This window comes from Streptomyces sp. NPDC001532, assembly GCF_040298625.1.
GTDB lineage: Bacteria > Actinomycetota > Actinomycetes > Streptomycetales > Streptomycetaceae > Streptomyces.
The window spans coordinates 24,516-46,665 of record NZ_JBEPAL010000005.1 but is presented as its reverse complement, the minus strand read 5'-3'; the positions used below and the strand labels follow the sequence as shown (position 1 = coordinate 46,665).

Sequence of the window (22,150 nt, the reverse complement as noted above, 5' to 3'; positions counted from 1 at the left end):
GCCCCCGTGCCACCCCCGCCGCGGCCCGCGCCCCGCGACGACTCCCTGGTCCACATCCAGGACCTCGCCGGGCGGCTGCGCGGCGTGGGCGTCGTCGCCGACCACCACGGCACCGTCCTCACCAGCCACGAGACCGTCGACGGCCTGCCCCGGCTGGTCCTGCGCACTCCCGACGGCGAGCGCACCCAGGTGGTGACCGCCAACGCGGTGACCCCGCTGCCCCGGCGGAACCTGGCGCTCGTCCGCGCCGAAGGGCTCGGGCTGGAGCCGCTGCCGCTCACCGTCCGGGACCGGATCGACACCGGCACCTACGTCAGGATCGCCGCCGGCTGCTGGCGCGAGGCACGCGTACTGGGCCCGGCCGACGTCACCTACACGGCCACCGACCGCCGCCACCACCTCGACGACGCCCTCGACCTCGCCATCGGCACCGCCGGCCGCGACGCGCTGCGGCTCGGCGGCGGCGCGGCCGGCGGACCGGTCGTGGACGCCGGGACCGGCGCCCTCGTCGCCGTCCTCGGCACCGCCCTGCGCTCCGGGCACCGCGACTGCGGCTTCGCCGTCCCCCTGCGCCCCGCCGGCCCCGGCCCGCTGGCCGACCTGCTGGCCCGCAACGCGGCGACGGTGCCCGCCTACGGCGCCGACCTGAACCTCGCCGGGGTCCTGGAGCTGACCGCCACCTCGGTCGGGCAGGACGGCCCGCCCGGCGCCCTGGCCGGACGCGTCGCCACCGCCGGGCGCCTGGACACCGAGCCGGTGGAGCGCACCTCCGTCGCCGTGGAGCTCGCCACGTTCGAGCACGGCCCGGCCGCGGTGCTCGCCCTCGTCGGACCGCCCGGCAGCGGCCGCACCACCGAGCTCGCCGCCCACGCCGCCCGCCGCGACCGCCGCGCGGACCCGGCGCCCACCCTGTGGCTGCGCGGCGCCGACCTCCAGGACGAGGACACCTCGGTCGCCGACGCCGCCCGCCGCGCGCTGGCCCGCGCCGCCCGGATCGTCGCCGCCTCCGGCCTGTCCCGGCCCGCTCCCCTCGGCGAGATCACCCCCGAACGCCTCGCCGACGTCGCCCGCGCCTCCGGCCGCCCGCTGCTGCTCCTCCTCGACAGCCCCGAGGAGATGCCCCCCGTCCTCGCCCACCGCCTGGCCGCCTGGACCGAGGGCACCGCCGCCTGGCTGCGGCAGACGGGGACCCGGCTGGTGGTGGCGTGCCGGGCGGAGTACTGGGAGACGGCGGGGGCACAGTTCGCGGCGGAGACGCTGCACGGCGGCGCGCGGCACGCGACGGCGCCGGAGGGCGCGCCCGCCGCCGCGCCGCACGCCGGGCTGCCGCCCTGTGTCCCGCTCGGCGATCTCACCGAGGCCGAGGCGCGGCAGGCCCGCGCCCGCTACGGCATCCCCGACAGCGCCCTCGCCGCACCCGACGCCCGGCACCCCCTCACCCTCCGGCTGCTCCGCGAGGTCCGCGCCGCCGTCCCCGACGCACCGCACGCCACCCCGCTCGACCACCACGACGTCTGCTCCGCCCACCTGGACCTGATGTGCCTGCGCGTGGCCGTCCGGCTGGCCGCCGAGAACGGCCTGCGCGGCACCGCCGTACGGCGTCTGGCGGCCAAGGTCTCCGGCCAGGTGCACGAGGCCGCCCGTCGCAGCCTCGGCCCCGGACAGGGCGAACTGGACCGCCGGTCGTTCGAGGAGATCTTCCCCTGGGGACCCGCACCGGCCCGCCTCGGCGGCGGCACCGGCTGGGCCTCCGCCGTCCTCACCGAGGGACTGCTCGTGCCCGCCGGCAGCGGCTACCGCTTCGCCCACGAGGAGTTCGCCGACTGGATCCAGGGCATCCACCTGGACCTTCCGGAGGCCCTGCGCGCCCTCGTGCACCAGCCGCACGACCCCGGGCACGCCCACGCCCTGCCCGTCCCGCACCACCGCATCGGACCCGTCGTCCAGGCCCTCCTCCTCGTCGCCCGCCAGCAGGGGCCCGACCACCTCGCCCGTCACGTCGCCGACCTCGCGCACGCCCTGGACACCGACCCGCACCCATGGTGGGCCGCACGGCTGCTCGCCGAGGTCCTGCCGCGCGTCCCGGACGCCACCCCCTACCGCACCGTGCTGCACCTGCTCGCCGACGGCGTCGTCGACCGGCGCCGCCGAGGACGCCCCGTCCCCGGCGAGTTCGGCCCCGCCTTCTGGGCCGGGCTGCGGCTGGCCGACGCCGACCGCCTCGACCTGCTGCGCCGTCTGGTCCTCGCCGACCCGGCCCCGCACGAGGCCCCCGCCCCGCGCTACCTCGACGCCGTCGCCCGGCTCCTCACCGCCGACCCCACCGCCGTACAGCCGCTGCTCACCCGCTGGTTCGACGACGAGCGTCCGCTGCCCGCGACCCCGCACGCCACCGTCGCGGCGGCCGCGCAGGCGCTGCTGCACACCCACCGGCACGCGGCGCTGGACGAGCTGACCGAGGTGCTGGCCGACAGCGGGCACCCGCGCGGCGAGGAACTCCTCGCCGTGCTAGCCGAGGACGAGCCGGCGGCCGTGTGCCGGGCCGTGGACCGCTGGGCGCACGACAGGCGCCCGGCACGGCGGGCGGCCGCGGTGGCGTACGGGCTGCGCACGGCGCCGTACGCCCGCACCGAGGCCGACGCCGAGCTGCTGCGCCACGCCGCCCTCACCCTGCTCGCCCGCCCCGCCGACAGCGCTCTGCACGGCGGCGCGCTCGGCCTCCTGGTCCGCGACCCGCGGACCCGCGCCCACCACCTGCCCCGCGCCCTCGACCTCTTCGCGGCCGGCGACCCCCAGCTCCCGCCCGGCGCCCTGGCGACCGCCCTGACCACCCATCCCGAGCCGGTCCTGGACGCCTTCCGCGCCCGGCTGCGCCACCCGGAGGGCATCGGCGAGGTGCTGCGCGCGCTCGCCGACGTCACCGCTCCCGCCCTGGCCCGCCGGGTCGCCGACCTGGTCCGCGAGGCGGTGGCGCTGCGCCCTGATCTCGCCGAGCCCGTCGCCCAGTACGCCGATCGCCTCCTCAACCACGGACCAGCCGTCCGTACCGAGCTGTTCCCGCTGGTCACCGGCCTGTTGAACGGCGGCACCGCGCCGGTGCGCGCCGCCCTAGCCGCCGTGCTCGCCGACCCCGGCGAGCCCGCCTCCCGTCCGCTGCGCCGGGAACTGTGCGACGTCCTGCTGGCCCGTGAGCAGGACCCGGCCGTGCTGGAGGCGCTGCTGCGCGCCGCCGCCCGGCACACCCCGGACGGACTGCGGGAGCTGGTGCACGGCACCGGACTGCGCCTCGTGCGCAGCCCCGAGGGGGCGACCCGGTTCGACCGCAGCCTCCTCGACCTGGGCCGGGAGGTGCCCGGCTTCGCCGCGCGGATGGCGGGCTGGCTGGCCGACGCGCCCGGCGACTGGGCCGCGCTCGTCGGCCCCAGCACCCGTCGCATGCTGGAGAATCTGGCGGGCGTGCGGGTGCCCGTGTGACCGTGGCCGGCGGTCCGGCGGGTGCGACGGGTCACAGCGCCCATGCCGATGCGGGCGGCGGGCACCCGGCATGGCACCCTTAGACCTGCATAAGAGGCATCCGTAAGAGTCAGACACGGGTTCGAGGAGCGGTCACAGTGCAGCGCTGGCGTGGCTTGGAGGACATCCCCCAGGACTGGGGGCGCAGCGTCGTCACCATCGGCTCCTACGACGGAGTCCACCGCGGACACCAGCTCATCATCCGGCACGCCGTGGACCGCGCCCGTGAGCTGGGCGTTCCCGCCGTCGTGGTGACTTTCGACCCGCACCCCAGTGAGGTCGTCCGCCCCGGCAGCCACCCGCCGCTGCTCGCCCCGCACCACCGCCGCTGCGAACTGATGGCGGAGCTGGGCGTCGACGCGGTGCTGGTGCTGCCGTTCACCGCCGAGTTCTCGAAGCTGTCCGCGGCCGACTTCGTCGTCAAGGTGCTCGTCGACAAGCTGCACGCCAAGGCGGTCGTCGAGGGCCCGAACTTCCGCTTCGGCCACCGCGCGGCGGGCAACGTCGAGTTCCTGGCCGAGCAGGGCAAGATCTACGACTTCGAGGTCGAGGTCGTCGACCTGTACGTCACCGGCGAGGCGGGCGGCGGCGAGCCGTTCTCCTCCACCCTGACCCGGCGCCTGGTCGCCGAGGGCGACGTGGCCGGCGCCGCCGAGATCCTCGGCCGCCCGCACCGCGTCGAGGGTGTCGTGGTGCGGGGCGCCCAGCGCGGGCGTGAACTCGGCTTCCCCACCGCCAACGTGGAGACCCTGCCGCACACCGCGATCCCCGCCGACGGCGTCTACGCCGGGTGGCTGCACGCGCAGGGCGAGTCCATGCCGGCCGCCATCTCCGTCGGCACCAACCCGCAGTTCGACGGCACCGAGCGCACGGTGGAGGCGTACGCCATCGACCGCGTGGGCCTCGACCTGTACGGCCTCCATGTCGCCGTCGACTTCCTGGCGTTCGTCCGCGGACAGGCGAAGTTCGAGACGCTTGAGGCGCTGCTGGAGCAGATGGCGAAGGACGTGCAGCAGTGCCGGGAGCTGGTGGCGGCCCAGGAGCCGTCGGCGTAACCGCTGCTTTCCCCGCCGCTCAGCGGCGGTCGGACGACGAAGGGCGGCCGGTGCCTCGCGAGGCACCGGCCGCCCTTTCGTCATGCCCGGGGGTCACTGCTGCGGCGGGCCCTCGGGCGCGCCGGGCTGCGGGTGACCAGGGTGCTGCGGGTACGGCTGGCCGGGCTGCTGCGGGTAGGGCTGCTGCGGGTAGGGCTGCGGGGCGGCCTGCGGGTACGGCTGCTGGCCGCCGGCCTGCGGGTAGGGCTGACCGGGATGGCCCGGCTCGGCGGGGGGCTGGCCCGGCTGGGCGTACGGCTGTTCCGGGGCGTAGGGCCGGCCGGGCTGGGGGTAGCCGGGCTGCTGGAACTGGTGGCCCGGCATCGGCGGGGCCGCCACCGGGGGCGGGTTGCCGTCGTTGGTCCACAGGCCGTGCGCCTGCTGGTGGCGGGTGAAGTCCTCGGCGACCATGGCGGCCAGGTTGAAGTACGCCTCCCGCACCTTCGGCCGCATCATGTCGAGGTCGACCTCGGCACCGGCGGCGAGGTGTTCGTCGAAGGGGACGACGACGACCCCGCGGCAGCGGGTCTCGAAGTGCGTCACGATGTCCTCGACCTTGATCATCTTGCCCGTCTCCCGGACCCCGGAGATGACGGTGATCGAGCGGGACACCAGATCGGCGTACCCGTGCGCGGACAGCCAGTCCAGCGTCGTGCTGGCGCTGCTCGCGCCGTCCACCGAGGGGGTGGAGATGATGATCAGCTGGTCGGCGAGGTCGAGTACGCCGCGCATGGCGCTGTAGAGCAGACCGGTGCCCGAGTCGGTCAGGATCACCGGGTACTGCTTGCCGAGGACGTCGATCGCGCGCCGGTAGTCCTCGTCGTTGAAGGTCGTGGAGACGGCCGGGTCGACGTCGTTGGCGATGATCTCCAGCCCGGACGGGGCCTGGGAGGTGAACCGCCGGATGTCCATGTACGAGTTGAGGTACGGGATCGCCTGGACGAGGTCGCGGATGGTCGCGCCGGTCTCGCGGCGCACCCGGCGGCCCAGGGTGCCGGCGTCCGGGTTGGCGTCGATCGCCAGGATCTTGTCCTGCCGCTCGGTGGCCAGCGTGGAGCCGAGGGCGGTGGTGGTCGTCGTCTTGCCGACACCGCCCTTCAGGCTGATCACGGCGATCCGGTAGCAGGACAGCACCGGCGTGCGGATCAGCTCCAGCTTCCGCTGCCGCTCGGCCTCCTCCTTCTTCCCGCCGATCTTGAACCGGCCGCCGCCGGGTGCCGGGCGGCTGCTCTTCGGCTTCTGCCTACGGCTGTTGAGCAGCCGGTCGGAGGACAGCTCCACGGCCGCGGTGTAACCGAGCGGCGCGGCACCGGGGTTGGTGGGCTGCCGCTGGTCGTGCTGCAAGGGCTGGGGCCAGGCGGCACCGGTGCGGGGGTCCACGGGGGGCTGGGGGTGGGGCTGTTGGGGGTGCTGGGGTTGCTGGGGGTGCTGCGGGTGCTGAGGGGTCTGGGGGTGGGGCTGTTGGGGGTGCTGGGGTTGCTGGGGGTGCTGCGGGTGCTGAGGGGTCTGGGGGTGCGGGATGTGTGGGGGTTGCTGCTGCGTCTGCTGCGTCTGCTGCGTCTGCTGCGCCTGCGGTGCCTGCTGGGGTGCCTGTGCCTGTGCCTGTGCGTGTGCCGGGTCGGGCTGGGCGGGCGGCTGGGGCTGGGCGTGCGGCTGCTGGGGGTGCTGCGCGGGGATGCCGGGCTGCCCCTGGGCCTGCGGCGTGCCCGGGTGCGGGAAGCCGTAACCGCCCTGCGCCGGAGGCATGCCGGGCTGCGGGAATCCGTAACCGCCCTGGGCGTCGGGGGCGGGCGGGGTGGGGGCGCCGGGCTGCTGCCGGAAGCCGTAGCCGCCCTGGGCCTGGGGCATGCCGGGCTGCGGGAAGCCGTAGCCGGGCTGCGGACCCGGAGCCGGGGCGGCGGGCGGCTGCTGCTGGTCCGGGATGCCCGGAGCGGCCGGGGTCGGCGCGACCGGGTTCCAGGCGGCGGGCGCGGGCTGGGGCGCCTGCGGCTGGAACGGCGGCTGCTGCGCGGGCACGGGCGGCTGGCCCTGCGCGGCCGTCGGCTGGGGCTGCGGCTGGGGCTGCGCGGGCCACTGGGCGGCCGGGGCGGGCGCGGCGGGCTGGTACGACGGCGGCAGCGGCGGCACGCCCTGCTGGGCCGGCTGCGGAGCCCAGGCGGCGGGCGGCGCCTGCGGGGCGGGCTCGGCGGGCTGGGGCTGGGCGGGCTCGGGCTGGGCGGGGACGGCCGCGGCGGGCGGGGTGAGCGGGGCCGCCTGGGCGGGCTCGGGGTGCGAGGCCTCCGGCTGGGTGTCCTCGCCCTGGGCGGTGTCGGTGTCGGTGTCCGTGTCGGCGTCGGCGGATGCGCCTGCGCCTGCGTCTGCGCCTGCGTCAGTGTCGGTGCCGGCCTGGGTCTCGGCTTCGGCTCCGGCCGGCGCTTCTGCGTCATCCTGCGCGGGCGCGGACGCGGACTGGGAATCGGGCTCGGGCTCGGGCTCGTCGGTCGCGGCTGCGGCTGCGTCTGCGGTGGCCGGGTCCTCCGCGGAGTCCTGCTCCTGCGGTTCGGCGGCGGAGGGTTCCGCGACGACGTGCCGGCCCTCGCCCTCGGCCGCGTCGTCGCCGGCACCAAAGCCCTCGCCCTCGGCGGGCTGCTCGGCCGCCGGAGCGGCGATGTCCGCGTCACCGTCGGCAGCGGCGGTGGCCGACTCCTGGTCGCCCTCGCTCTCGCCCGTACCCGGCTCGGCGGTTGCCCGACCGTCAGCGTTCCCCTCGGTCGCGGACGTTGTCGCGGACGCCGTCGCGGGCGCGTTCGCCTCGGACTCGGCCGCCGCGGACCGCTCCTCGATCTCCCGCTTCAGCGCGGCCGCGGAGAACCGCATGGTGGCGCCGCTCTCCAGATCGCCGGCACCGAAGGCGCTCTCCGGCGCGGTCACCGGCGGCGCGGCGGGAGCCGGCTCCACCGGCGCCGGCTGCGGCGGGACCGGCTGCTGCGGCTCGAAGCCACTGCCCTCCGGCAGCCGGGGCACGCCCAACGGGCCGCCGGTGGGCGGCACGGGCGGGGGAGTGGTGAACGGCGTACCGGACGCAGGCGTCGCCGGAGCGAACGGCACCGGCGGCGCGGCCGGCGGCATGGAGGGCGCCGCGGGCGGCGTGGACGGCGTGGCGTACGACGGGGCCGAACCGCCCGAACTCGTCGTGATGCCCGCCCCGTCGGAACTCCCGGACGCGTTCTGCGTGTACCAGGCAGGTGGCGCGTAGTCGATGGTGAACTCGCCCGTCGTCTCGACGGCGGCCTCCGCGTCGGGCTGGTCATCGCCGGGCGTCGCCCAGCCCCCGCGGATCCCGTCCCGATCGCTGCTCACAGTTCCTCCTGGTGTGGTCGAGCACCCTCATACCGTCTGGGGGCGACCCTTGCTGTCGTTCGAATCAGTGGGCTGTCCCCCCGGGTCACCCCCGGAACGCGCATCACCCTGTGCCGGGTACTCGCTGCGTGCCCCGCCCCAGCCTAATCAAGAAAGGGGCGGACGAGGCAGGCGCGTCCGCCCCTGATGCCCGTCCGGCACAAAGCCGGGCGGCTGCCCTCGAACCGACAGTCGCGGCGGGCGGAGCCTCCTCGGGCCCCGCCACCGGTCAGTCCATTCGGCGGGCCACACCGAGCAGGCCGATCTCGGCGTCCGTGGGCTGCGTCATCACGTACTGGCGGTCGCCGTCCGTGCACCACAGGGTCACACCGTCGGCGAGGGTCGGCAGCGGCTCGAACTCGGCGCGCGGCAGGCCGATGACCCGGCCGATCTCGGCCGCCTCGTCCGGCGACACCCGCTGCACACCGACCAGCCGCGCCTGGCGCAGCAACCGCGGTGCCACCGGGCTGAGATAGGGCAGCAGAGTGAGCACGGACTGCCAGGGCGCCGACACCACACGCCCGCGCGGCGGCCGCATGCCGCAGTCCCGGATCACCAGAACGGGACTGCCCGCCGAGGCGCCGAGCGGCGGCACCCGGCCCACGTCGTGCACGGTCATCCCGGACTGGCCGCCGCCCACCGCCTGCACCACCTGCGACCAGTGCTGCGCACGGCCGGTCTCCACCGCGACCCGCGCGCCCGTCGCCGCGGCGCGCAGCGCGAGCACCTGGGCCGTCCACAGACCGCCGATCAGCAGAACGTCGTACGGCGTCGGACGGTTCACGCCGAGCACGGCCGGGTGGCCCTCCGCGGTGACCCCGACGACGACGCCGTCGTCACCGATGGGCAGCGCCAGCGCGTCCAACTGGTCGACCGGCAGGGTGTGCCGCGGGTGCCGGGGCCCCAGCAGGCCGAAGCCGGTGCGCAGGCGCTCCGCGAACCCGGTGCCGTCGGCCCCGCCGGTGGAACCGGAGGAACCGGCGGAACCCGGGAAGCCCGAGGGACCCGGGGAGGCGGGCGTCGTGGGTGAGGTCGTCATGGCAGCCATCAGCGGGCACCTCCGAGCGGCAGAGTGGCCAGTACTCCGGGCAGTTGCTCCCGGTCGAGACGGGCGAGCCCGGTGCGCGCCTGCCGTGCCACGCGCTCCAGCTCCCGCCGGGACGAGGCCAGCTCGCTGCTGCTGCGCCCGGTGACCCGCACATGCCCGGTGAGCGAGACCTCCCGCTGCCCGCCCTGGGCCAGCGTCAGGCTGAGCGTCGTCGCCAGCGCCGGAACCGACGTCAACTGGGCCACCAGCTGCGGCAGTCCGGTCCCGGAGCCGCCGAGCGCGGGCCAGCGGCGCACCCAGTACGTGGTGTGCCGGCGGTTGTCGCAGCGCCAGCTGCGGCTGGTCTCCTCGGTCCGCCGCCGGCCCGCGTCGCTCTGCCCGGCCTGGGCGGTCACCATCGGGTTGGCGCAGGCCGAGGTGGCGATGGCGGCCGTGACCTCCTCCTCGGTGAGCACACTCACCTGGAACCCGGCACCCGTCAGCCGGCTCGCCAGATGCTCCGCCGACCGCACCAGGCACTTCTGCGCCCCGACGAGACCGCCGCCGCGCGCGGCCACCGCCTCCGGGCACAGCTCGGGGTCCAGCTTCAGCGCGATCCACAGGATGCGGACCGCGGGGGAGGCGGTCTGCGCCTGCAACTGTGTGTAGTTGGTCACGACCACCGACTGCTGCGGCAGGTGCGGTGCCGGCGCGGGCTGGGTGTGCAACACGATCTGTGCGGATTCCAGGCGGATTCCGTCGACATCCAGTGCGTCCCGCACCAGCGCGACCGGCAGCGGCCTGCGGCCGCGCTCGGCACGCAGGGCGCCGAAGTCCGCCTCCACCTGCAGCACCGCGGTGAGGAAACCGCCGTCGCCCACCATGCCCACGGGCCGCTGGTCGCGGTCGTTGCCGCGGCTGTAGCTGTAGGTGCGCAGGCTCGGGTCGCACTCCACGGCGGGCGCCAGACCGGAGTCGGTGCCCGGCGGCACCGGTGTGTTCGCGGCTCTGCGGCGGCGCGAGCGCAGCGCCTGCACACCGGCCAGCCACTCGGGCAGCGAGCGTCCCCGGCGTCGTACCAGCGCCATCACCACGAGGATCGCGGCGACGGTGGCGGCCGGCACGAGTGCGTACGTGCCCACGATCCAGCCGCACACCACGAGCGCCGCCGCCAGCTCCAGCAGCACCAGCCGCTGCATGGCGAACGAGCCTCCGCGCCCCGAACGGGCTCTGAGGTGCGGCGTGACAGCCCCTGCCGCCGCGGCCGGGCCGCGGGAGCCCGCCGGGCCGCTGCCACCCGATCGTGACCTCGATTGCGATCGCGACCGGGTCCGCGCTGCGGAAGCCATCACTCCAAAACCCCCGAATCTCTCCCGAAAAGCCTTGTCCACGGGCTTCTGCCGGCTCTGAGCGGCCTACCCATGACACATGCACTGCCGCGCAACAGGCATAGTAGGGGCCGACTCTGACAACTGAGGCACCAGAGGCAACCAAGAGCGGGCGACGGGCCGTCACCGTCCCCCAGGGCTCCGCAACGGGGAGAGAGCGGACACAGATGGCATCACGCCGCGATGAACTCAACGCCTACACCTTCGCGAAGCGCCGCACACTGGCGTCGTTCCTGCGGCCCTCGCCGTCGGGTTCGGAGGAGGCCGCGCCGAAGCCGCTGAGCGCGGTCTGGCCGGGCCTCGTCGTCGGTGTGGTGATCCTCGCGGTGTTCGGCGCCATCGGCCTCTTCAGCCCCACCGCGCCCAAGGGCTGGGACAGCCCCGGCGAGCACGTCATCGTCGCCAGCGACTCGACCACCCGCTACGTCGTGCTGAAGACGGACGGCAAGACGCAGCTGCACCCGGTGCTCAACATGGCGTCCGCGAAGCTGCTGTTGGACCCGAACAACAACAGCATCATCACGGTCGACGAGAAGGTCCTCGACAGCGGCAAGCCGCCGCACGGTGCCACCATCGGCATCCCGTACGCCCCCGACCGGCTGCCCTCCGCCGACGAGGCCGAGGCGGCCAAGCGCTGGGCGGTCTGCGAACGCCCCTCGGACGGCGGCCGCGCCATCCAGAAGGCGGCGTTCGTCCTCGCCGAGAAGGAGTGGGCGAAGACCGAGGGCAGGAACAAGCTCTCCGGCGGCGACCTGATGTACGTCGTCGGCCCGGACGGCAAGTCGCAGTACGTCGTCGACTCCCGCGGCTCCGCCTACCCGCTCGCCGACCCCACCGACAAGGAACTCCTCAAGGCCCTCGACACCCAGGGCCGCGCCCCGCAGCGCGTCTCCCAGGACTGGCTCGACACCCTGCACCAGGGCGACCCGGTCACCATCCCCTCGATCAAGGGCGACCCCGGCACCGCGGCGGGCGCCTCGGACAGCCTCGGGAAGTACGACAAGGTCGGCATGGTCATCAAGGCCTACGACGGAACCCGCATGCAGTACTACGTCGTCCTGCCCGGCGAGGTGGCCCGCATCACCGAGTTCACCGCCACGCTGCTGCTCAACAGCGGCGCCCTCATCGCCACCGGCCAGACCGGCGAGGCCCAGCAGGTCAGCCCCGGCGCGGTCGCCGAGAGCACCACCTTCCTCGGCGGCAAGAAGTGGCCGACGTACAAGCCGAGGACGGTCAACGACGGCTCCAGCGCCACCAGCGGCCGCAACACCGTCTGCAACACCCTGCGCTCCGTCGACACCAAGAGCGGCGCCACCACGCTGTCCACCTGGGCCGGCACCGACTTCCCCGCGCAGCTGCCCACCGGCTCCTCCAGCGCGTACGTCACCCCCGGCTCCGGACAGCTCTACCGCCAGTTCCAGGGCACCGAGACCCGGGCCGGCAGCGTCTTCCTGGTGACCGACACCGGACTGCGCTACGCCCTGCAGTCCAACAGCGACGGCGCGACCGACGACGACAAGGGCATCGGCACCTCCGCCGAGCAGCGCAAGCAGCAGCTCGCCGAGGCCAAGATCGCCCAGACCCGGCTCGGCTACGAGAAGGTCGACCCCACGCCCGTCCCCGCGGCCTGGTCGACGTTCCTGCCCACCGGACCGCGGCTGTCGGAGGCGGCGGCGCGGCAGCCGCAGGGCGCGTAGCCGGAGGAGAGCGAACCCATGCTGAAGGCAGGCGACATGAGGCACAGGCGCGGCCGCACGGCGATGGCGGCACTGCTCGCCACCACCGCCCTCACCGCGACGACGCAGCTCGTCCTCCCGGCCCCCGATGCCCGGGCGGACGACAGCGGCCAGTGCACCTTCCCGTCGAAGAAGTACGAGGGCAGGCCCTGGGCGCTGCAACGCGTCAACCTCGACGAACTGTGGGCGCAGACCAAGGGCAAGGGCGTCCAGGTCGCCGTCGTCGACACCGGCGTCGACGTGAAGAACCCGCAGCTCACGAAGGCCGTCGACGCGTCGAAGGGCAAGAACCTCCTCCCCGCCAAGAACAAGGAGGGCGAGGAGATCGAGCGCGGCAACGCCAGCGGCACCACCGACACCGTCGGCCACGGCACCCGCGTCGCCGGCATCATCGCCGCGCGGCCCGCCAAGGGAACCGGCTTCGTGGGTCTCGCCCCCGAGGCCACCATCATCCCGATCAAGCAGAACGACGCCGAGGGCAACGGAACGGCGGACAGCCTGGCGCTCGCCATCCGCCACGCCGTGGACGTCGGCGCCGACGTCATCAACATCTCCCAGGACACCGCCAACGCCGTCAAGCCCGACGCGAGCCTGGAACAGGCCGTGAACTACGCCCTCGGCAAGCGGGTCGTGGTCGTCGCCTCCGCCGGCAACGACGGCCTCGGCGGCAACACCAAGATCACCTACCCGGCGTCGTACCAGGGCGTCCTCGCCGTCGCCTCCTCCGACCGCAACAACGAACGCGCCTCCTTCTCGCAGTCCGGCGGCTTCGTCGGCGTGGCCGCGCCCGGCGTCGACATGATCTCCACCGTCCCCGGCGACGGCCACTGCTCCGACAACGGCACCAGCTTCTCCGCCCCCTACGTGGCCGGCGTCGCCGCCCTGCTCAAGGCCAAGTACCCCGACTGGACCCCCCAGCAGATCGTCGCCCAGATCGAGCAGACCGCCGAACGCACCATCCCCGGCCACGACAGGTACGTCGGCTGGGGCGTCATCGACCCGGTCAAGGCCCTCACCGACGTCGACCCCGCCAACCCCATCGAATCCCCGCGCCCCCAGGAGAACCTGGTCGGCGCCAAGGCCCCGTCCGTCGCCCCGGTCCACTTCGGCGAGACGGCCGACGAACGCAACACCCGCCTGGGCACCTACGTGGTGGTCGGCGGCCTGGTCCTGGTCGCGGGCCTCGGCGGAACGGCGGTCGCCATCCGCGACGCCCGCCGCCGCCGGCACGGCATGGGCGGCCACGCATGATGGTGAAGATGTCGGTCCTCCTCTTCGTCCTGGCCGCCCTGCTGATCCTCATGGCCTGCGTGAAGGCGGACCGCGTCCGAGGCTGGCGCGAATCCCTCAACCCCTCCGCCCCGGAACTCCCGGACGCGGCGTTCGTGGTCGCCCGCATCACCCTCGTCGTCATGGCGGTGGCCTGCGTCGTCGTGGGCGTCCAGGGGCTGGGGGCGGAGGACGACTCGAAGTGGAGCGACGACGAGCTGAAGAGCGCGGTGGAGCAGGCCACGTCCGAGCTGGACGGCTCGCTCCACCGGGTCGACGGGCGGACCGGCGAGCCGATGTACTTCGAGGAGTACGAATCGCTCATCGAGACCGAGATCGTCGAGAACGGCGGCGGCGACGCGCCCCAGGACGGGGTGGACGCGGCACCGCTGGGCACCAACACGGAGGCCGACGCGTACTTCCGCGTCACCGCGAACGGCGCCGACGCCGAATACTGCACCCACGTCAAGCGCGTGCGCGACAAGGACCAGGACTACAGCCCGCCCGGCATCTCCGGCGGCGAGAGCACGCTGACCTACCTGGCCTACACGCTCGACGTGACGACCCGGAAGGGTGCTTGCTGATCGTCAGGGGGTGCGTGAGGGGTGGCGGAGAGGCTTTGCCTTCCTCTGCCTGCTCGGGGCTATCACGGTAGGCCACCCGTTTATCACGGGGATCTCCGTGGCCGACCGGTGTCTGACGTCAAGCACATGTTTCAGAGGTCTCCACCGCGCGAGTGAAGTCGATGATGAGCTGCCTCATTGCGTCGGCATCTCGATGCTTCGAGCCAGATGCTTGAACCGCTGTGAAGAGCACCTGCTCCTTGTGGTTGTCGCTCCGACAGTTCAATGCCTTACCGAATGCCTGATAGCCCGAGTAGAGGTACCTTCCGTCGCTTGACTGTTGGTCGGGGTCATCCAACGTCATGCCGCGGGCGAACTCAAAGGTCGACATCTCGTTCCACCATTCCTGCGACGTTTGAACGATCAACTTGCCGTCGATGGAGATGGTGCATTTCCGGACGTTGTCGGTGTTCGAGGTCGTCTTGACAGTCACTTCCTCCCCGGCGGGCAGGAAGTCGGCAAGTTCCTTCGAGTTGACAGGTGTTCCGCAAGCAGATTGCGGAACCGCATACTGCGGCTTCTCGCGGTCCTCTGTACAGCCTGAGGCCGCAGCGAGAAGTGCGGTCACTCCCACGGTGACCAGCGCAGGCCGAAGTCGCACGCGGTGCTGAAAACGTCTCATATTCTGCTCGCTCAGATCGTTGTCTTATCCGGGAGTTGTTGTGCTACCGGGAGCCTGCCCATCGAGGATGGCGCGTGCGTTGATGAAGCCCTGGCGGGCTGCTTCCCTGGACCAGCTGTCAATGTCCTCGCCATCGAGATGATATTTCTCGGCAGTGGCCAAGGCGGCTGTGCCCACGTACTCGTTGTTCGTGGTGAGAGCGGCCTGCCAGCTATCGCCCATCTGCTTGTACTTCTGCTCCAGCGCGTGCCCTTCCGCATCCTTGAACATCTGCTCAAGAACCATGCTCGTCACGGTACCGGCGCCCCCACCCACCGCCGCGCCGACCCAAGGCGTCGCGACGAAAGACGTGCCGACTCCGACGACGGTGCCAACAGCGCCTGAGATCAGGTTTTTGCGCTGCGCGATGGAGTGATCGAAGGCCTTGTCCTCGTCGGAGCCCGGCTGTCCAATGGCCTCTTGGCGGGCGAGTCCAAGCGTTCCCGAGATCTCGCCTGAACGCTCAGCAAAATACTCAACTGTAGTTTTGGTGTCTGAGTACTTCTGGTTGGCCGGCAAGTCGGGATTGAGGTGGTGCTCCATCAACTTGGACATGTAGGCCTCTTGGCCGACTTCAACGGCGGCATACCCCTCATCGTTCTGCCCGACCGCGAAGAGGAACTTGGTCACATCCGGGTGATTCAGCTTGGCGTCAGCACCCTGCAGCGGATAGAGCCTTTCGATGTCCTCCCAAGTTTTTGAGTCCCTTGATACGTCAGTAGTGGCCCGATTGATATCGGGAAGGTACTCGGATGCGATCTGCCCCACGCTGTCGGACATGTACTCGTGATCCGTGAGGCGTCCTGGGTCGTCTGCTACCGAAGTGACGATGGCGTTAAAGAGCCTGGCCTGATCACTGTTGTGAGCAGGCGTGTCCGGAGTCGGGAGTTCACCCGCAGGGTGCCCTGTCGTAGCGGCTTCGAGCGCGAGAGCCAGATTGTTCTGCCCCGTATGAAGGTCGTCCCCCTTGCTGTCGCTCTCCTGAGGCCACTCCCGCTCCTCGAAGAGATACTGGAAGTTGGACAGCGTGACTTTGCCCTTGTAGTCGTTCTCGTCGTCCGAGTCCCGTTCGAACGGGTTATCCGGATCGTTCTTGGAGATGTATTCCTGGTTGAAGAACTCGGTGGCCGCGGCCGGACTGTTGGAGAGGCCCTTCAGGTAGCCGGTGAGGGGGTCAGCGCCGCTGTCCTCACCGATGTGGTTCAGCCGAGGACCGGAGGCCATCTGGTGCTGCCATGCCGTGTTGGCATGCTCCCCATTGCCGGTGAGCTTGCGCTCCGTGGCCATGAGCTTGGTGCCGTACTCCTTCAGGAACTGGTCGTCGTAGTCCCCGGTCCGCATCAGATTGCTCATGACCTGGAAGCCCATGGGGCCGCCCTTGGTGCCGTAGATCGGCTGGTCGGCGTTGTCGATCATGGTGCGCTTCCACTCGGTCATCGCGACCGAGTCGCTCTGCGTCGCGTTGGCGAGTGTCATGCCCAGGTTGCGCTGAAGATCGTCCAACTGATCCCGGCGCTCGCGGTGGAGATCGAAATTGCCCTTGCCGTAGGGGTCGTTGACCTCGGACCAGAACTCCAGCGTCTTCTGCGGGCCGAGCGTCGTGGCGAAGCGTTCGGCGAACAGATCGTCGTTGCCGTATTTCTTGAGCCCGGCGGTGAGCTCGTCGAACTCCTTGGTCGTGAGATCGTTGAGATCCTTCTTCGCCAAGGCGGCCAGCCTGTCAGCCTGCTTGACGGCCTCCGCGGCGCTGTCCCGGTCCTTGTACGAGGCGTCCGAGAATCCGAGCTTGCTCTGGTCGGCGATCGCCATGAGGACTGTCTTGGCGGAGTTGTCGCTCTCGCTCGCCTTGTCCAGGATCTTCTGGAGCTCGTCCCGGAGCGCGGTGATGTCGCTCTGGTTGTCCTTGTCCTGCGCCGCGCGGCCCTCCGGGGGCACATTGGTCGTGACGGTGAAGCCGCCCTCGTACCCGATGACCGTCAGGTTCTTCTTCCGGCCGCCCTCGATGGCGTCGACGAGCTGCTGGTGGAAGCCCTTCAGCTCACCGCGCGTGTCGTCGAGGATCTTGTGGATGGTGGTGGCCTGCGTGTGCGCGTCGCTGAACTCGCCTGCCGTCTTGCCGATGAACTCTTTGGACACCTGGGCGTTCACACCGGCCCAGTCCGCCTTGTTCGCGGCCTGGTGCAGTTCGTCCTCGGCGTCCTTCTTCAGCGTTTCGAGATGCTTGACCAGCGTCGACCAGTCCTTGACGGCATCGTCCAGCAGCTTGAAGTCGGCGTCGCGCAGAGTGTCGAGGTCCATCGGTCTTCAATCCCCAGAGGTTACGAGCGGCAGTGGCTGAGTGAGTCGGTGAGAGGCGTGAGGCCGAAGTGGCGCCGTGCCGTGCCGTGTACGGCGCGCGCCGCTACCCGTCCTTCTTCTTGTCGCTCTTCTCGCCGTAGACCGGGTTCTTCTCGCCCGGCGCCCCGACCCGCTCGTCGAAGCCGGAGTCCAGTGCGGCGATGCTGCTCATCTGGCGCACGATGTAGTTGTCGTCACCGGAGTGGATCTTCTTGGTGACCTGCAGATGGTTGGTTATCTGCGCGCAGGCGTCCATCAGCGACTTCAGCTGCTCTTCCCACCGGTTCGACACATGCTGAAGCCCCGCGCCCAGCGCGAAGCCCTGCTTCGACAGGTCGGCAGCCGCGGAGTCACTGGTCGGGACGGCCACGCGAGCCTTGTCCCACAGCGCGTTGTAGAGGCTGTGCGCGGATTTGCTGATCTTGGTCAGCGAAGCGTTCGCGACCTTCAGATCGCCGAACGAACTCGGCCCTCCGGCGTGCCCCGGTGACCCGTCTCCAGGGTCCAACTGGTTGAGCTGCATCTGCGTGGACTGCCTCTCGGCAGCCTGAGTCTTGAGCTGCTCCCACTCGTCCCATGCCATGGGTGGACCCCTTCCCCCGTGCTGCTCGGCGCCGGAGCTCGTGCCAGGTGGCTGCCGTGGTTCCCGTCTGCGTAGTTGGTCGTCAACTTAGCAACCGGATACGACGGAGGAGGAGGGCAGGTCTTTTGTGCGTGGATTGTCCGGCGTGAAGGTTCGGGGGAGAGGCACATGGCCCCCGCTCGGCGGGCCGCTTCACGGGAACGGCACAGACTTCACATGGGTGGCACCTTGGCGGGGAGCCGGGCCTGCGCGGCGCATCCCGCTGCATCGGCCACTTTTCGGGCGACGGAGTTGAGGATCACCATGTGATCTCTGGCGGTGGCTTCGTCGCGCAGGGGATGCAAGGCGGAATACATCTGGCCTCTGACGAAACGGGTGTCGCCGATGAGTGAGTCTCCTGATCCGGTGGTCGGGCAGGTGAAGTAGAGATCGGCACCATACCTCCCGGTAGCCGCGTATGCCCCGACTGGAAAGGGGGCCAGCTCGCCGTCGAATTCCGTGAAGGGTTGCGGATGCTCCCTGACCGCAAGGAAGTCGATTTCAAGAAGGGGTTGGTCGCTGCCCTCAGTCGCCTCGTAGATGGCGCAACTGCTTCGCTCAGTCGTTTCGTCGTGCAGATGGGCTACGGATCTGGTCACCGAGAAGGTGTTGGGTTCACCGGCCGCGTTCGTTCCAGTGAGCTCCGTGAAGGCTTCGGCGCCTGAAAGGCGCCCCAGCGCGCCAGCGGCATCCACGCTGAGGGTGCCGTCGCAGAGTTCGCGGGCGGTGACGCCCATGGCCTCCTCCGCGTCGTCCAAGGGCTCAGTGCATGCGGACAAGAGCAACAGGGCGCCGATGGCCACGGTTCGCGATTTCAGGAGTCGCACATCAATCCTTGTAGGGAAGTCTGCCGCGGACCTGCGCCTCCGCTGTGCCCATGGCCAAGTATGTCGTCTTCAATTGCAGGGTGGTCTGCGCGACGTCCGCCCGGGTTTTCGCCTCCTGGTATGGGGCGAAGTAGGCGTCGTAACTCCTCCCGAGATCACCCGTCCCCTTTCGGTAGAACTCCCGGCTCGTGATCTGGGATCGCTCGACCGGATCTTCCTTCGCTTCGTCGCTTGCCTCATCGATCTCCTGACCGACGAAGGTATTCACCACCTGGCCGCCGAAATCAGCCGCCAGCGGGGCGACCGCGAAACCTGCTGCTGTTGATCCGGGGAGCGGTAGCGCGGCCACTCCCGCCCCGACAACGGCCCCCGCCAAGAGTTTGCCCCACTCTGTGGAGCGGCCGAGGGATTTGTTCGCTTCCTCGGACTCGGCCCCGTAGTCCGCCGATGCCTGCTGCACTCGCGAGTGGTCGAGGATTCCCCTTGCCTGCGCCTCGGTCATCAGGGCGTCGAGACCGTGGTCGTAATTGACCTCACTGGTGGGCGGATATCTGTCCAGGAGGCTGGAGGTGTAGAGGTGCTGCTGAGCGGTGACGATCCCGTGGGATGTCTCGTTCTGTCCCAGCACGCTGAGGAAGTCGATGGCTCCTTGGTTCCCGAACTCGGCTCGCGACCCGCCGTAAGCCTGGGGGAAATCATTGCCGCGTGCGTAGTCGCCCAGCCCCGAGAGGCTGTAGTTGAGGTCATCGATGTACGCGCCGGCCATCTTGCCCAGGCTGGTGGCCATCTCCGGCTGCTTGTGCAGCAGCTCCGGTCCGTCTTCACTGCCGTAGACGCAGGACACCTGCTCCATCACGTCCGCTGTGGCCGAGGTGCGATGATCGCCGCCCGCCTTGACCTGATCAGCCGTGGCGTCGAACGGGTAACCGGTCGTAGCGGCCTCCAGAGCGTGACCGAGTGAGGCACGGCCGGCCACATATCCATGGTCGCCCTCCAAAGTGACGTCGGAGGCCCAGACGCGCTCCTGCGTCAGATACTTGAGGTGGGCGTTGACCTCGTAGTCCTCATCGGTGGGGTCGACTGTGCTGTCGGGCGCGGCGAAGAACTGTGTCGAGGCGTCCGGGTTGTGTCCGAGTGCTTCAAGGAAGCCGGTCACGGGGTCCCGGCCGCGGTCGTTCTTGTAACCCCAGAAGTTGAGGTCGCCCTGGTTGGCGTTGTTGACCCAGAGGCTGATGCCTTCGCCGTTGACCTGTTCGTCGTAGGCGAGGAGTTCACGGCCGTAGTCGTTGAGGAACTGGTCGTCGTAGTCACCGAAGCGCATGAGGTTGCTCATGACGGCATAGCCGGTCGGATTGCCGGCGTCGTCGGTGCCGAGCTGGTGCGGGCCCAGCTCGATCACCCGCTTCTCCCAGCTCTGCATACGGTCGCTGTCGGAGAGCGTGGCCTGGCCGAGGACGATGCCGAGGTTCTTCTGGAGCTGCTTGGCCTGTTCCGCGCGTTCGGGGTCGTAGTCCCCCTGGAACGGGTCCGCGATGCCGGCCCAGAAGGCGAAGAGCCTCTTGGGGCCGGCCTGGGTGGCGAACTCCTCGGCGAAGAGGGGATCGTCCTTGTACTTGGCCAGAGCGGCGTTGAGCGCGGCCAGCTCCGTGTTCGTCACGTCGTGCGGGTCCTTGGCGAGGATCCTGGCCATCGCGTCGGCCTCGGCGATGGCCTTCGCCGCAGCGTCCCGATCGCGGTAACTGACGTCCCCGAAACCGTACTTGGCCTGGTCGACGATGAGGCGCAGCGCCTTGGCAGCCGTGGAATCGCTCTCGCCGGCCTTGTCGAGGATGCGCTGGATCTCGTCACGCGCCTCATCGACGTCCTTCTGTACAGCTGCCGCGCTCCTGCCCTCCGGCTCGGACCCGTCCTCGGAGCGGTCGGCGGCGGTGACGGTGAAGCCGCCCTTGCCGGTGTCGGACACCGCCAGCCGTTTCCTGACCGCGCGGTCGATGGCGTCGTTCAGCTGGGTGCGGTAGCCGATGAGCTCGCCCCGGGTGTCCTTGAGGATCCGGGCGATGGTGTCGGCCTGGGTGTGCGCGTCGGCGTACTCTCCCGCCGTCCTGTCGATGAACTCGCGGGTGACGGTGGCGTTCACGCCAGCCCACTTCGCCTTCCGCGCCTTGCCCTTCAGGTTCTTCTCCGCGTCGTCGGCCAGGGTGCGGAGTTGCTTCGCCATGCCCTCCCAGTCACCGATGGCCTCGCCGAGCTGGTGGAAGTTCCCGTACCGGAGTGCGTCGAGATCCATCGGTTCAGTCGGCCTTCCGCTCGTCGAAGCCTCGATCGAGGGTCTCGATGCCGCTCAGCACACCGGCGATGTGCACTTCGTCGCCCGCGTGCGCGCCCTTGGTGTAGTCGAGGTGATTGGAGATGTGGGCGGTGGCGTCGAGGAGCGACTGCACCTGGTCCACCCAGCGCTGCGCCACGTGGTCCAGGGCCGAGCCGATCTCGTAACCCTCGCTCCGCAGCCCGTCCGCGGCCTTCTGCGAGTTGGCCCTCGCGTGGTCGCCGTAGTGGTCGAACGCCTGGTACAGCTCGTACGCCGCGTTTCCGATCGCGGCGAGGTCGCTCTGACCGACCTCAAGATCACCCTGAGGGGTGTACGGCGCACCGCCGGGATCGGCGACGTGGTTGAGCTGCATGCCGGTGGTGTCCTGTCGATGCCGCACGGCCTCGCTCTTCAACTGCTCCCACTCGTCCCAGGCCACCGCAGGCCCCTTCCCCAGGCGCTGATCATCGACTGTGCGCTGCTCCCCGCAGGGCTCCGAGACCCACGGGGGAGAGCAGGCGGCGGCACGCTAGCAACGCCGGGTCTCTCCCTCCGCGCACCTCGGGGAGCCGCGACCGGCGTGGTGCGCGAGGTTGACGAGATCGCGAGTGGAACCGCTTCGGCGATGGACGGGTGGAGGTTTTGCAAAGATCGCAGAGGCAGGCGGCGGGTGGCGTGGGCAGGGGGCGAGCGCATCCCGCCGTCGGCCCCCGCGAACCGGCAAATCGGTCAAACGGTGGCGCGTACACCGGTCTCGTAACTGAGTTAAGACACACCACGGTTGGACCCGATGTGCAGGTTGACTACAGTGGTAAAAGCGTTGTCTGACGCAGCTCGCTTTGCGATCGTACGGCGAGCGAGAGGTCGGCCCGATCTGATCGAGTCGGTGGTTAACACGGGGAAACGGGGAGGAGCGTCGTGCTTCCAGCGGACATGGTGGGGGGCGTGTCGGCGGCCAGGGCGGCGGACCTGGAGGCCAGTGGTGAAGTGCTGAGCGACTTCGTGTCGCGGGTGGACGGGGTGCTGCGGACCCTTGAGGGGTCGGCCGGCAACCCCACTAGGGTGGGCGCGCAGACGATCAAGCCCACGTCGTTGAGCAGCGGTCGCTCCGACGTGTTCCCGGAGGCGCACAGCCTTTACACCCAGTACAACAGCGTGCACGAGCAGCTCACGACCCTGTCCAAGACGCTGCATCTGCAGATCGAGGCGATCGGGATCGCCGTCAAGGGTGCGTCCATCGGCTTCGATGCCCTTGAAGAGGACCAGCGGCGGCGGTTCTGGGCAATCCAGTGGGAGATCGACTCGATGCAGGACAAGCGGAGCGATCAGTACGCCGGCCAGGGCAAGTCTGAGATGGAGCTCTGACA

General features: G+C 70.8%; 15 protein-coding genes. 6 read left to right on the top strand and 9 right to left on the bottom strand.

The annotated features are described in order from the left end of the window. Window positions 1-6: 6 nt before the first annotated feature. Together ABT232_RS07040 and ABT232_RS07035 are read left to right on the top strand one after the other, a co-directional pair. Window positions 7-3,474, top strand: a complete 3,468-nt coding sequence (locus ABT232_RS07040) for a trypsin-like peptidase domain-containing protein (protein WP_351837002.1) — start codon at window positions 7-9, stop codon at window positions 3,472-3,474. A 137-nt stretch (window positions 3,475-3,611) separates the two neighbouring features. Beyond that, window positions 3,612-4,568, top strand: coding sequence for a bifunctional riboflavin kinase/FAD synthetase (locus tag ABT232_RS07035; protein ID WP_351836999.1), 957 nt, complete (start codon window positions 3,612-3,614; stop codon window positions 4,566-4,568). Between the two features lie 93 nt (window positions 4,569-4,661). Here ABT232_RS07035 and ABT232_RS07030 read toward each other — a convergent pair whose 3' ends face one another. From ABT232_RS07030 to eccE, 3 genes are all read right to left on the bottom strand, one after another. Further along, window positions 4,662-7,946 carry an SCO5717 family growth-regulating ATPase gene (locus ABT232_RS07030; protein ID WP_351836996.1) on the bottom strand — a complete coding sequence of 1,095 codons (3,285 nt, stop codon included), beginning with the start codon at window positions 7,944-7,946 and terminating at the stop codon, window positions 4,662-4,664. A 268-nt stretch (window positions 7,947-8,214) separates the two neighbouring features. Further along, on the bottom strand, window positions 8,215-9,033 hold the full coding sequence (locus ABT232_RS07025; RefSeq protein WP_351836994.1) for a hypothetical protein: 819 nt from the start codon (window positions 9,031-9,033) through the stop codon (window positions 8,215-8,217). Then, complete coding sequence (gene eccE, locus ABT232_RS07020) at window positions 9,033-10,361, bottom strand: type VII secretion protein EccE (RefSeq protein ID WP_351836991.1); 1,329 nt, start codon at window positions 10,359-10,361, stop codon at window positions 9,033-9,035. The genes ABT232_RS07025 and eccE overlap by 1 nt, the downstream gene beginning before the upstream one ends. A 206-nt stretch (window positions 10,362-10,567) precedes the next feature. On the opposite strand from eccE, the gene eccB reads away from it, so the two are divergent. The 3 genes from eccB to ABT232_RS07005 are packed head-to-tail and all read left to right on the top strand — an operon-like array spanning window position 10,568 to window position 13,989. Beyond that, window positions 10,568-12,097, top strand: coding sequence for a type VII secretion protein EccB (gene eccB, locus ABT232_RS07015; RefSeq protein ID WP_351836988.1), 1,530 nt, complete (start codon window positions 10,568-10,570; stop codon window positions 12,095-12,097). A 36-nt stretch (window positions 12,098-12,133) separates the two neighbouring features. Beyond that, window positions 12,134-13,387, top strand: coding sequence for a type VII secretion-associated serine protease mycosin (mycP, locus tag ABT232_RS07010; protein WP_351836985.1), 1,254 nt, complete (start codon window positions 12,134-12,136; stop codon window positions 13,385-13,387). Between the two features lie 8 nt (window positions 13,388-13,395). Continuing rightward, on the top strand, window positions 13,396-13,989 hold the full coding sequence (locus ABT232_RS07005) for a hypothetical protein (protein ID WP_351836983.1): 594 nt from the start codon (window positions 13,396-13,398) through the stop codon (window positions 13,987-13,989). Between the two features lie 118 nt (window positions 13,990-14,107). Here the strand turns inward: ABT232_RS07005 and ABT232_RS07000 are convergent, their stop codons facing one another. The 6 genes from ABT232_RS07000 to ABT232_RS06975 all read right to left on the bottom strand — a co-directional run bounded on the left by ABT232_RS07000 (window position 14,108) and on the right by ABT232_RS06975 (window position 21,222). Then, window positions 14,108-14,596, bottom strand: coding sequence for a hypothetical protein (locus ABT232_RS07000; protein WP_351836981.1), 489 nt, complete (start codon window positions 14,594-14,596; stop codon window positions 14,108-14,110). 78 nt (window positions 14,597-14,674) lie between these two features. Then, window positions 14,675-16,987, bottom strand: a complete 2,313-nt coding sequence (locus ABT232_RS06995; RefSeq protein WP_351836978.1) for a hypothetical protein — start codon at window positions 16,985-16,987, stop codon at window positions 14,675-14,677. Between the two features lie 103 nt (window positions 16,988-17,090). Further along, the gene (locus ABT232_RS06990; RefSeq protein ID WP_351836976.1) at window positions 17,091-17,609 is read right to left on the bottom strand and encodes a hypothetical protein; all 519 of its coding nucleotides are present in this window, start codon (window positions 17,607-17,609) and stop codon (window positions 17,091-17,093) included. A gap of 212 nt (window positions 17,610-17,821) precedes the next feature. Continuing rightward, complete coding sequence (locus ABT232_RS06985; protein WP_351836973.1) at window positions 17,822-18,406, bottom strand: hypothetical protein; 585 nt, start codon at window positions 18,404-18,406, stop codon at window positions 17,822-17,824. A 70-nt stretch (window positions 18,407-18,476) separates the two neighbouring features. After that, window positions 18,477-20,762, bottom strand: coding sequence for a hypothetical protein (locus ABT232_RS06980; protein WP_351836970.1), 2,286 nt, complete (start codon window positions 20,760-20,762; stop codon window positions 18,477-18,479). 4 nt (window positions 20,763-20,766) lie between these two features. Further along, window positions 20,767-21,222 carry a hypothetical protein gene (locus ABT232_RS06975; protein WP_351836967.1) on the bottom strand — a complete coding sequence of 152 codons (456 nt, stop codon included), beginning with the start codon at window positions 21,220-21,222 and terminating at the stop codon, window positions 20,767-20,769. A gap of 479 nt (window positions 21,223-21,701) precedes the next feature. Here ABT232_RS06975 and ABT232_RS06970 point away from each other — a divergent pair, with 479 nt between their 5' ends. Then, window positions 21,702-22,148: a DUF2563 family protein gene (locus tag ABT232_RS06970; protein WP_351836964.1), complete on the top strand. Its 447-nt coding sequence runs from the start codon at window positions 21,702-21,704 to the stop codon at window positions 22,146-22,148. The last annotated feature ends 2 nt before the right edge of the window (window positions 22,149-22,150 follow it).